Raw genomic sequence first — 12,331 nt, 5'->3', positions numbered from 1 at the left:
TGCATTGACAATTTTTGCGTGTATTCATCCGTTAACTTGTTCGTCAGTTGCGGGCAACCAATCAAAGTCGCAAAGAAGACAGCCCGACAGCGTCTGGTGAGTCGTGCGCCGGAATCGACGCCGTCTCAAGTTCGGGATGTGTCCCTCGGCATTGCTCGTGCGATGAGTTCGCGAACATAATCTGTGCCGGGCGCCTGATCGAAAAGGACGCGATACATGATCGGCGAAATGACGTGATCCATCAGCTCGACCAGGGTCGGAAAGGCTTCACCGTATTCCTTGGCCCGGGCAATGAGCACACATAATTGATGCTGGGTGTAGCCGCTGCACCTTTCGGCATTTGTCGCATCGGCGGCCGAGAGCACATCGCGGATCATCTCCCGGCCGACGCCGGAGGCCATTTCGTCTGCATATTGCTCGACCCAGGCTTCGAGATCGTCGCGCGCGCTGCCGATCTTTGGCGGCGCGCCGTCAGGCTGCAGGCGCGAGGCAGCGACATCGGCCAGGAGCTCCTGCAGATCGCCCCAGCGGCGATAGATCGTCGACGGCGTGACATTGGCGCGCTGCGCAATCAACGGGATCGTCACATCGGCGCGATCCATTGTCGAGAGCATATCGCGGACGGACTGGTGCACCGCAGCCTGAACCCTGGCGCTGCGCCCACCCGGACGCGGGTTTTCCCTATAGCCCATAAACCTTGCCAATCTTTCCCTTTTGCCTATCGTGAACGGGGTTGACTGTCCACTAACGCAAATTATTTGCTTTTGTGCATGCGGCGCTCTATATGAGCCTAACGCAATCTTTTAGCTTTAAGCAGGATATAGTCGATGCCCTCGATCGAATCCACTGCCAGCACTCCGATTTCGCCGGCCAGACGCCTGGCGCCGTTCTATTATGCAGCGACGAGCGCCCTGTTCTTTGCCGCTTCCTCCGCGCCGACACCGCTTTATCGCCTCTACCAGCAGGCCTTCGCCTTTTCGCCGGTGCTGATCACGGTGATCTTCGCCGTCTATGCCTTCGCCCTGCTCGTCGCGCTGCTCATCGTCGGTTCGATCTCCGATCATCTCGGCCGCCGCCCGGTGATCTTTGTGTCCATCCTCCTCAATATGGTGGCGATGGCGTTGTTTTTAATGGCCGAGGGTCCGAATTGGCTGATTGCCGCGCGCATCGTGCAGGGCCTGGCAACGGGCGCCGCAGCAAGCTCCATCGGCGCCGCGCTTGTCGATCTCGATCCGATCAAGGGTTCGATCACCAACAGCCTTGCGCCGCTTGCCGGCATGGCGATCGGCGCGCTCGGTACGAGCCTGCTGGTCGAGTACGCGCCGGCGCCAACGCTGTCTGTCTATGCCGTGACGCTCGTCCTGCTTGCCATTCAGGCCGTGCTTCTCTGGCTGGTGCCGGAAACGACCCGACGCCGGGCCGGGCTTCTCGCATCGCTGAAGCCGGAAGTGGCGGTTCCGCCGCAGGCTCGCCGCACATTGCTGGCGCTGACGCCGATCAATGTTGCCGTCTGGGCCCTCGGCGGCTTCTATCTATCGCTGGTGCCCTCGCTCGTGAGTGCGACGACCGGCAGCACGGCGCCTCTCGTCGGCGGCTCCGTGGTCGCGGCGCTGACGATCAGCGGCGCGGGTGCTGTGTTTCTGCTGCGCAAGAGATCGTCCGCGACATCAATGACATTTGGCATATCGAGCATGACGCTCGGCGTATTGACTGTCGTCGCCGGCGTGCATGCGGCTGAGGTGTCGATCCTTGCCGCGGGAACGCTGATCGCCGGCGCAGGCTTCGGCGCGACTTTCCTCGGCACCGTGCGCAGCATCATGCCGCTGGCGAAGCCGGACGAGCGCGCCGGGCTGCTTTCGGCCTTCTATATCCAGAGCTACCTCGCCTTCAGCGTGCCGGCGATCCTGGCAGGCTTCCTGTCGAAGGCGCTCGGATTTGCTGCGGCAGCCGACATTTACGCGGCGGCGATCCTTCTGCTGGTCGGCTGGGGTGTCGTTGCCCTGCGGGCTGGCAAGGAGAAACCCTTGAGCATAGCGTAAGATAATCCTTACGGTTTCAGTTCGAGTTCGGCGCGGCCGCTGCCGTCCATCGCAAATGGCACCGACGTGTGCTCATGCACGATCTTCCAGACGCCGGCCTGCTTTCTGAGGCCGAGCGTCTGGCGGAACCAGAGGTCGACTTCGAAGCCATCGGTCTTCCGGCCAGTCATATGCACAAGCCCGGTCCAGAAGGCGACGTCTTCACCGACAGTCAGCTTGACGTCGACGGCATCGCCGCCGATCGGGCCTTGCCAGGTCGAAAACCAATTCTCCAAGCCATCTGCACCTTTGCCCTTGTGCACCAGGGGTGCCGCCAGCGTGAAGCTGACGATATCGTCGCTCAGATGCCCAACGACACCAGCCGCATGCTTGTTGCCAAGGGCGGTGGCCCAGCTTGCAAGCACGGCACCAATGGCTTCGGCCTCGTCGCGATTGCCGATGATCTCTGTCATGTCACTCTCCTCGGTTTGATGGACTGAGCAGAGGACGAACGAAAAGGGTCGCTCCCGACAGAAGCGGCCCATTTTTTGCTGTCCGCGATGGATTATTGCCTCAAGCCGCCTTCTCGACGCCGTAGGGATTGAAGCGGCCGTAGAAGCTCTCGCCCTTCACGGCCATGTCCTTCAGGAGTGCCGTTGGTTTGAAATGCGGACCATAGGCCGTCGCGAGCTTTTCGCAGAGATCGACAAAAGCCTGGGCGCCCATGCCATCGATGTAAGACAGCGCGCCACCGGTATAAGGTGCAAAGCCGAAGCCGAGAATGGAGCCGACATCGGCCTCACGTGGATCGGTGACGATGCCCTCTTCCATGGTACGCGCCGCCTCAAGCGCGATGGTGACGAGGAAGCGCTGCTTCAGCACGCCGACATCGACGTCATCGGCCTTCTTCTGCGGATAAAGCTCTTTCAGGCCCGGCCAAAGCGACTTCTTGGCCGGTTTCGGCGGATAGTCGTAGAAACCCTTGGTATTCTTCCGACCGAGGCGACCTTCGCCTTCCACAAGACCACTGACTAGCTGCATGTGACGCGGATCGACCGCTTTCTCACCGAGATCCGCGACGGTCGCCTTCAGGATCTTGTAGGACAGATCGATGGCAACTTCGTCGTTGAGCGCCAGCGGGCCGACAGGCATGCCGGCCATCTTGGCGGCATTCTCGATCATCGCCGCGGGCACGCCTTCGATCAGCATGTCATAGGCTTCATGGATGTAACGGAAGACGCAGCGATTGACGAAGAAGCCGCGGGTGTCGTTGACGACGATCGGCGTCTTCTTGATGGCGGCGACGTAATCCAGCGCGACGGCAATGGCACGGTCGCCCGTTTCCTTGCCGAGGATGACCTCGGTCAGCATCATCTTCTCGACGGGCGAGAAGAAATGGACGCCGATGAAATCCGCCGGGCGCTTGGAATTCCTGGCAAGGCCGGAGATCGGCAGCGTCGAGGTGTTGGAGGCGAAGATGGCGCCTGCCGGCAGCACGGCTTCCACCGCTTCGATGACGGCCTTCTTGACGTCGCGATCCTCGAACACCGCCTCGATGACGAGATCCGCATCCTTCAGATCGGAGTAATCGGCCGAGGGCGTGATGCAGGAAAGCAGGGCTGCTCCCTCATCCTGAGTCAGTCTTCCCTTACCAATTGAATCCTTGACCAAACCTTCGCCGACACCCTTGCCCTTGGTCGCGGCTTCCATATCACGATCGATGAGCGTGACCGGGATGCCGGCCGCTGCGGTGACATAGGCGATGGAAGCCCCCATGAAACCGGCGCCGACAACGCCGACTTTCTTCAACTCCGTCTTGGGCTGTCCCGCCGGGCGGCGGGCACCCTTGCCGAGCTCCTGCATGGAGATGAACAGCGAGCGGATCATCGAATAGGCTTCGGTGGTCTGCAGCACATGCGTGAAATAGCGCTGCTCGATCTTCAGGCCGGTGTCGAAGGGAACCTGCAGACCTTCATAGACGCATTTCAAGATAGCGAGTGCGGCCGGATAATTGCCCGATGTCTCGCGGCGCAGGATGGCCGGGGCTGCCGGCCAGAGCTGGGCTGCGGCCGGCGTCCAGATGCCGCCGCCCGGCGCCTTGAAACCCTTTTCATCCCAGGGTGCGACCGGCTTCAGGCCGTCCTTGATCATCTGTTTGGCCGCGGGGATCAGCTGATCCGGCTCGACCACCTGATGCACCAGGTTCATCGCCTTGGCGCGCACCGCCGTCAGCGACTGGCCCGTCGTCATTATCTGCAAAGCCGATTGAGCGTCAGTCAATCGTGACACACGCTGCGTGCCGCCGGCACCCGGGAAGATGCCGACCTTGACCTCGGGCAGCGCGATCTTGACGCTCTTGGCGCTTGAAGCGACGCGTCCGTGGCAGGCCAGCGACAGCTCGAAGGCACCGCCCATGCAGGTGCCGTTGATGGCCGAAACCCACGGCTTGCCGCAGGTCTCCAGCTTGCGGAACAGGCCGGTCATGCGACCGACAAGATCGAAGAGCTTCTGCGTCGCGGCGGCCGGATCCCTGGCCTTCTCCTCCTGATAGAACGAGAACATCGACTTGATCATCGACAGATCGGCACCGCCGGAGAAGGACGATTTGCCCGAGGTGAAGACCACGCCCTTGACGGCTGCATCGGCAACTGTCGCGTCGATGATGGCGTTCAGCTCGTCCATCACCTCGGCGGTGAAGACGTTCATGGACTTGCCGGGCATGTCCCAGGTGACGAGTGCTACGCCGTCTGCGTCGGTCTCGACAGTGAAATTTGTGTAAGCCATTGGTTTCCCCTCCCTCAGACGCGTTCGATGATCGTGGCCGTGCCCATGCCGGCGCCGATGCAGAGCGTGATCAGCGCGGTATTGAGGTCGCGGCGCTCCAGCTCGTCCAGCACGGTGCCGAGGATCATCGCGCCGGTGGCACCCAGCGGATGGCCCATGGCGATGGCGCCGCCGTTGACGTTGATCTTGTCGTGCGGAATGTCGAAGGCCTGCATATAGCGCAGCACGACGGCGGCGAAGGCTTCGTTGAGTTCGAAGAGATCGATATCGGCAAGGGTCATGCCGCTGCGCTTCAAGAGCTTTTCGGTGACGTCGACGGGGCCGGTCAGCATCAGCGCCGGATCGGAGCCGATATTGGCGAAAGCCTTGATGCGGCCGCGCGGCTTCAAGCCCATGCTCTCGCCGCCCGCCTTGGAGCCGAGCAGTACGGCGGCAGCGCCATCGACGATGCCGGAAGAATTGCCGGCATGATGGACATAATTGATGCGCTCCACTTCCGGATGCGCCTGGATGCCGACGGCTTCGAAGCCGCCCATCTCGCCGGGCATCTGGAAGGAGGGATTGAGCGAGGCCAGCGCCTGCATGTCGGTGCCGGGGCGCATATGCTCGTCGCGGTCCAGAATGGTCAGGCCGTTGATGTCCTTCACCGAGACGACGGAATTCTTGAAATAGCCCTTCTCCCAGGCATTGGCCGCGCGCTTCTGGCTTTCGACGGCATAGGCATCGACATCATCGCGCGAGAAGCCGTATTTGGTGGCGATCAGATCGGCTGAGACGCCCTGCGGCATGAAATAGGCCGGGAAGTTGACCGAGGGATCCATGAACCACGCGCCGCCGGACATGCCGAGACCGACGCGCGACATGCTTTCGACGCCGCCGGCAATGACGATATCATCAGCCCCTTGCGCGATCTTGGCCGCGCCGAAATTCACGGCATCGAGGCCGGAGGCGCAGAAACGGGAAATCTGCATGCCGGGCGCCTTGGTGGAGTAGCCCGCTTCGAAGGCAGCCCCCCTCGGGATGACGGCGCCGGCTTCCATGACCGGATCGACGCAGCCCATGATGATGTCGTCAACCGTCGCTGTGTCGAGACCGTTGCGGTCGCGGATCGCTTCAAGCGTCTTGGCGGCAAGGCGCACGGACGGCACTTCGTGCAGCGATCCATCCTTCTTGCCCCGCCCGCGCGGCGTGCGCACATGGTCGTAAATGAAAACCTCGGTCATGTCTCATCTCCCTGCGGCGGCGTGCCGCCTTCCAATTCAGCATATGGCGACCGAAGCCGCGAATTCCCCCTTCTCCTCTCGGGGAGAAGGTAGAATTCAAAAGGCTTCCGCCGCCAGTTCCATCATCGTGTCTGCGCCGGTTTCGATGCGGGCCTTGCGCAGCGCCGTTTCCGGCATGATGCGCTCCATGTAGAACCGCGCCGTGACAAGCTTGTTCTTCAAATAGTCTTCGCGCGCGCTGTCGCCGTTCGCAAGGCCATCCTGCGCCGCCTTCGCCATCTTCGCCCACATATAGCCGAGGACGACGAGGCCGAAGAGGTGCATGTAATCGGTCGAGCCGGCACCGGCATTGTCGGGCTTGGCCATGGCGTTCTGCATGAACCACATGGTCGCGGCCTGCACGTCGTTCAAGCCCTTCTTCAAATGCTTGGTGAAGAAGCCCATCTGTTCGTCGTTGCGATGCTCCTCGCAGAAATCGCCGATCTCCTTGAACATGGCCATGACGGCGCGGCCGCCGTTCAGCGCCAGCTTGCGGCCGACGAGATCCAGCGCCTGAATGCCGTTGGCCCCTTCATAGATCATGGTGATGCGGGCATCGCGGACATACTGGCTCATGCCATGCTCTTCGATATAGCCGTGGCCGCCAAACACCTGCTGCGCCATGACGGCATGTTCGAAACCCTTGTCAGTCATCACGCCCTTGAGGATCGGCGTCGCCAGGCCGAGAATATCGTCGGCGGACTGGCGTTCCTTCTCGTCTGGCGAGCGATGGGCGATATCAGACTTCAGCGCCGTCCACAGCAGAAAGGCACGGCCGGCCTCGTTGAAGGCACGGATGGTCATCAGCGTGCGGCGGATATCGGGATGGACGATGATCGGATCGGCCTTCTTGTCCGGCGCCTTAGGGCCGGAGAGCGCGCGGCCCTGGATGCGTTCGCGGGCATAGGCGGCGGCGTTCTGATAGGCAATCTCGGCGATCGAAAGCCCCTGCAGGCCGACGCCGAGGCGCGCCTCGTTCATCATGACGAACATGGCGTTGAGGCCCTTGTTCTCGGCGCCGATCAGGAAACCGGTGGCCTCGTCATAGTTCATCACGCAGGTCGCGTTGCCATGGATGCCCATCTTATGCTCGATCGCGCCGCAGGAGACCGGGTTGCGCGCTCCGAGCGAACCGTCTTCCCTAACGAGGAACTTCGGAACGATGAACAGCGAAATGCCCTTGGTGCCTTCAGGCGCCCCCTCGATGCGAGCAAGAACGAGATGGACGATATTGTCCGTCATGTCGTGTTCGCCGGCGGAAATGAAGATCTTCTGGCCGGAAATCTTGTAGCTGCCGTCGCCTTGCGGAACCGCCTTGGTGCGCAGCAGCCCGAGATCGGTGCCGCAATGTGGCTCGGTGAGGTTCATGGTGCCGGACCATGTGCCATCGACCATCTTCGGCAGATAGGTCTGCTTCTGCGCGTCGGAGCCATGCACGAGGACGGCCGCGATCGCGCCCTGGGTGAGGCCGGGATACATCATCAGCGACATATTGGCGGCGGAGGTGTATTCGCCGACAGCGCAATGCAGCACATAGGGAAGCCCCTGGCCGCCGAACTCCTCCGGCACCGCCAGGCCCAGCCAGCCGCCTTCGCGATAGGCGCGATAGGCGTCCTTGAAGCCCTTCGGCGTCGAGACGGTGCCGTCATCATGGCGCACGCAGCCTTCCTGGTCGCCCGAATAGTTCAGGGGGAAGAGCACCTCTTCGGACAGCTTGGCCGCTTCGCCGACGATCGCTTCGATCATGTCGGGCGTGGCTTCGGCGTAACCCGGCAGATTGTTGTAACGCTCGAGCCCGAGCACATCGTTCAGGACGAAGAGCGTATCGTTCACCGGTGCCTTGTAGACTGGCATTTCTCGAATTCCTCCAATTCGCCGCCGGATCTCAGATTCCGGCCACTGGGCTACTCTTACAAAATATTGACGTTTGCGTAAACGTCAAATTTGTGCCGCGCGTTGAAATTTTGGTGACGGGCGATGCGGGAACTGTTGGATCCAGGCAGTGGGAAACACCGGTTTTGGAGGTGCCGCCGGCGCAGTCCCTTCATAAGAATATCCGAACATTCGATTATGGAACCGAAATAAAAGGTTAAGACTTCGGCAAAACTTAACGAGTTGTTTACCACGTTTCGTAAATTGTACGAGTTGAGCAGCAATGCTTCGCGTTTCTTCAATTTTGTCCTTTGAGGAAACGCCGTTTTGCGGCTCGGTTTGAGGAAAGCCAATATATTTATCCCTTTCCGAATGGTGGGATGCGGGCGGCGCGGAAACGTCGCGATGTCCTCGTCCTGTCAGTCCGGTGGCCCGTAGTGGTCGATAGTTCGAAGCGAGCAAAAGACATGAGCGGATCGCGATCAAATCCTACCGGTACGGGCGACTGGGCGTCGCTGGACGCTTTGAGCCGCACGATCGAGGGGCTGGAGGCGCGCATAGAGGGCCTGATGGGCACCGCCGCCTCCCGGGAGACCCGCCAGCGCGTTGCCGGCGGCTATGCAGCCGCTCCCGAGCGGGCCGCCGTACCGGAGCGCATGTCACCCCGCGTCGAACGCGAGGCCCCGGTCAGCCGACCCTATGAACGCCCGCTGCGTGCCGAGCGTCAGGAAAACGATATTCGTCCCGACCCGCTTGCGGAGATCCGCCAGCGCCAGCGCGCGCTTGAGGCGAACCGCGAGCGGCTGCACGCGCGCCGTGACGATATCGCCCATGCCGAACCACAGCCGACCCGCCGGCCGGTCGATCCTTATACCTCCGCGCGCCAGCCGCAGCGGCCGACCGCCGAAAGCTCAGTCGACATCGCCCAGGCGCTCGTCAACCTTCGCCAGGATCTCAAGCGTGACATCGCCGAAAGCGTGACCCGCGAAGTCGGCGCCTTACGCCTCGAAATCCGCGACATCCGCGAGAGCGCGCAGAACACGCAATTCGCCGCCGACGTTCGCGAAGACATGACTCGCCTTGCCGACAGCATCAATCAACTCGCTGGCCAGCCGGAAACGATGGGCCTGAAGGCCGAGTTCGACGAGCTCCGCTCCCTGATGGACGGCCTTGCCCGCGAGGAATCCCTGCATCATGTCGAGCGCCAGGTTAAGGCAATCGACACCGCCGGCCTGCAGGATGAGCTCGTTTCGCTTGCTTATCGCCTCGACGACATGAAACAGCAGCTGGCCGGCAGGAACGACAGCCCGGCCGTGCATGCCCTGGAAAACAAGCTGCTGGCGATCGCGACCGCCGTGGAGAGCTTCGGCAGCATGATGCAGCCGCAGGATCAGGCGATGCAACGGCTGGAAGGCCGCATCGGCGGCCTTGCCGATCAGATAGACCTGATGGGCCGCGATGCGGCGCGGCGCCAGCCGGCCGACGATCTCTCCGGTCGTCTTGAAGCGCTCGCCGTGCGTATCGACGAATTGGGCAGCGCCAAGGCCGTCGCCCGGCTCGAGGAACGTCTGGACCAGCTTTCCTACATGATGGAGCACTCGCAGAAGGCCGCCGTGCAGCCCGAGCTCGTCGGTTATCTCGCCGACATCTCCCACAAGATCGATGCACTGGAGCATGGGTCGGTCGATCACGTGCTGGCGGACCGGCTCGATTACCTGGCCCGCCGCATCGACGAGATGGATTTTCATCCGCCGCTTCCCGCGGCCGGCCTCGACGACGGCATGGCTCACCGGCTGGAGGGGCGCCTGTCCGATATCGCGGCACGGCTGGAGGCCAGCACGGCCGCAGCGCCCACGGACACGCAGGCGCTGCGCAATCTCGAAGAGCAGATTGCCCATCTGTCCGCATTGCTGACGAATGAACCGAGGGCTGCTGCCGACCACATCCCGGTCGATTTCGACCGCCGGATGAGCGCCATCGAAGACTATATGGCGACCAATGACGAATACATCATCGAAGCGGCGCGCCACGCGGCGGAAGCAGTCGTCGAGGCCTATTCCCGGGACGGCGGGATCGGCAATGGCGTGCAGGCCGCCGATATGTCCGCTCTTAGCGCGCTCGCCGAGGATCTTCGCCATTTAGAGGATCTCAGCCGCAGCAGCGACGAACGCACGCACCGCACCTTCGAGGCGCTGCATGGCACGCTGCTGCAGATCGCCGACCGCCTGGATCACATGGAGCATCGCCGGCCGACACCTGCCATGCCCGGCGCCGGCTTCGAAAGCGACGTCTTCGCCGAAGAGAATGCGCCGGCAGTGAAACCGCCGATGGCCGGGCAGCAGAAGGCCGGGCCGATCATCCGCACGATTGCGCCCGCCGAATCCGCCGTCTCTTCCGAGGTCGCCATCGCGGAAGCGATCGATGCCAACACGAAAGCCGAAATCAAGGCGGCTGCGAAGAAGAGCGGCTCGAAGGCCGGTCTGCTCGCCAGCCTTGGCAAGCGTTTGTTCACGCCCGAAAAGGCGGAACCGATCTTCCCGCCGGACCGCCCGGTCATCGAACAGGCGCCGTCGATCGATCCCGCCGACATGATGCCCGCCGAAGAGGCCAACGCGCTGCTGGAGCCGGGCTCGGGCGCGCCCGACATCAAAAAAATCCTGGAGCGCGTGCGCGCCAGCCAGAATGCCGCGCGCAACGGCAACAGCCGCCAGCCGACCGAAATCGAACGCGCCGACTATATCGCAGCAGCCCGCCGCGCCGCTCAGGCAGCGGCGATGGAAGTCGACCAGACGCAGCGCTCGACCCCTTCGTCCAAGAAGGACGCAAAAAAGGGCGGTGCATTTTCGCGCTTCCGTCGGCCGATCCTGCTTGCCGTCGGCGCAGCCCTGCTCGCCATCATGGCGTTTCCGCTGGTCAACACGCTGACGCGCGGCCAAAAGGCCCTGCCGCCCGCAGAGGTCTCGACGATGGCCTCGCCGGCAGCCAGCGCCGCGACCAACGGCATCGCCGCCAATGCAAGCCCGATGGTGAACAACCAGCAGCTCGCAAACCAATCCGCCTTGCCTGCCGTTTCCACGGGCAATGCGGCGGACGTTCAACAGACGGCAGCGCCCACCAATCCGGCCCCTGCGCAGACAAACGATCACCTGACGGTCGCTGCTCCGCTCGACGGCAACCAGGCAAGCGAGGCTCTGGCTCCGGTCGGCAGCACGCCGCCGTCCGCACAGCAGACGGCAGCCTTCGTTCCGGCCGACAAGGCAGCGCCGGCAGCAGCTTCCTCAGCGCCAACGGACATCAGTGTGCCCGACGGCATCCAGCCGCCTTCGCTCGCCGCCGCCGCCAAGTCGGGCGACCCGGTCGCGCTTTTCGAAATCGGCGCACGCTATACGGATGGTCGCGGCGTCGCGGCGGATCTCAAGCAAGCGGCAAGCTGGTATCAGCTTTCGGCCGACAAGGGTTACGCGCCCGCGCAGTACCGTCTTGCCAGCATGTACGAGAAGGGCAACGGCATCGACCACGATCTGGCCAAGGCCAAGCAATATTACGAGCAGGCCTCCAATCAGGGCAACGCCAGCGCCATGCATAACCTCGCCGTCCTCTACGCCTCGGGCGCTGCCGGCCAGCAGGATTATGATTCGGCGGCAAACTGGTTCATCCGCGCCGCCAACCTCGGCGTGTCCGACAGCCAGTTCAACCTCGCGATCCTCTATGCGCGCGGCAACGGCGTGAAGGCGGATCTGCAGGAATCCTACAAGTGGTTCGCGATCGCCGCAAAGAGCGGCGACAAGGACGCCGCTCAGAAGCGCGACGAGGTCGCCAACGCCATGAAGCCGGCCGATCTCGAAAGCGCTCGCGCCAAGGTCGACCTCTGGAAAGTGCAGCCGACCGACGCCAAGGCCAACGGCACCGACATTCCGGAGGAATGGACGACCGGCAAGGGCGTGAACACAGCCTCCATCGACATGAAGAAGGCTATTCGCAACATCCAGGCGATCCTCAACAAGAACGGTTTCGACGCCGGTGCGCCTGATGGCAGCATGGGCGACAAGACCGTGGCGGCATTGAAAAGCTTCCAGAAGTCGGTCGGCCTGCCGTCGGACGGCCGGGTGACCGATCAGGTCGTCAAGGAGCTTCTGGCCCGCAACAAATAGGCTTTGCGGCTCCTGCGGAGTTCAGGACATCGACATGCCGGCGCCACCATGCCGGCATTTTTCGTTTCGGGGAGCCGCGATACGCACTGCCGTCTACATCCTGTCACCCGTCTGCTGGATCAACGTCACAGAAATGCGGAAAAATCCGCGCTAGAGTGGAGCCAGCAATTCGAAAACTGAAGCGGCATGGCTTTTCCTAAGGCTCTGGCAACGATTTCAGATTAGAATCCGCTGTTTAAAGGGG

The 12,331-nt window shown here is 62.5% G+C and carries 7 protein-coding genes; 2 read left to right on the top strand and 5 right to left on the bottom strand.

The genetic code is table 11. The annotated features are described in order from the left end of the window. Nucleotides 1–125: 125 nt before the first annotated feature. On the bottom strand, nucleotides 126–692 hold the full coding sequence (locus tag AB8B29_RS00860) for a TetR/AcrR family transcriptional regulator (RefSeq protein WP_037203186.1): 567 nt from the start codon (nucleotides 690–692) through the stop codon (nucleotides 126–128). 135 nt (nucleotides 693–827) lie between these two features. On the opposite strand from AB8B29_RS00860, the gene AB8B29_RS00855 reads away from it, so the two are divergent. Continuing rightward, entirely contained in the window at nucleotides 828–2,039 is a 1,212-nt protein-coding gene (locus AB8B29_RS00855; RefSeq protein ID WP_092575084.1) for an MFS transporter, read from the top strand. 8 nt (nucleotides 2,040–2,047) lie between these two features. Here AB8B29_RS00855 and AB8B29_RS00850 read toward each other — a convergent pair whose 3' ends face one another. The 4 genes from AB8B29_RS00850 to AB8B29_RS00835 form a co-directional block, all read right to left on the bottom strand. Beyond that, nucleotides 2,048–2,491 (bottom strand): YybH family protein, encoded by a 444-nt coding sequence (locus AB8B29_RS00850; protein ID WP_092575085.1) that lies wholly within the window; start codon nucleotides 2,489–2,491, stop codon nucleotides 2,048–2,050. A 100-nt stretch (nucleotides 2,492–2,591) separates the two neighbouring features. Then, nucleotides 2,592–4,802 (bottom strand): 3-hydroxyacyl-CoA dehydrogenase NAD-binding domain-containing protein, encoded by a 2,211-nt coding sequence (locus AB8B29_RS00845; protein WP_439006073.1) that lies wholly within the window; start codon nucleotides 4,800–4,802, stop codon nucleotides 2,592–2,594. 14 nt (nucleotides 4,803–4,816) lie between these two features. Next, nucleotides 4,817–6,025 carry an acetyl-CoA C-acetyltransferase gene (locus AB8B29_RS00840; RefSeq protein WP_439006071.1) on the bottom strand — a complete coding sequence of 403 codons (1,209 nt, stop codon included), beginning with the start codon at nucleotides 6,023–6,025 and terminating at the stop codon, nucleotides 4,817–4,819. Between the two features lie 96 nt (nucleotides 6,026–6,121). Continuing rightward, a complete protein-coding gene (locus tag AB8B29_RS00835) occupies nucleotides 6,122–7,918 on the bottom strand; it encodes an acyl-CoA dehydrogenase C-terminal domain-containing protein (protein WP_113118240.1) in 1,797 nt (598 codons plus the stop codon). Nucleotides 7,919–8,403: 485 nt separating this feature from the next. On the opposite strand from AB8B29_RS00835, the gene AB8B29_RS00830 reads away from it, so the two are divergent. Continuing rightward, nucleotides 8,404–12,087, top strand: a complete 3,684-nt coding sequence (locus tag AB8B29_RS00830; protein ID WP_113118239.1) for a peptidoglycan-binding protein — start codon at nucleotides 8,404–8,406, stop codon at nucleotides 12,085–12,087. The last annotated feature ends 244 nt before the right edge of the window (nucleotides 12,088–12,331 follow it).

This window comes from Rhizobium sp. 11_C7_N12_5 (assembly GCF_051811145.1).
Taxonomy (GTDB): domain Bacteria; phylum Pseudomonadota; class Alphaproteobacteria; order Rhizobiales; family Rhizobiaceae; genus Rhizobium; species Rhizobium lusitanum.
The sequence above is the reverse complement of the archived record's forward strand: the minus strand, read 5'-3'. Positions and strand labels throughout refer to the sequence as shown.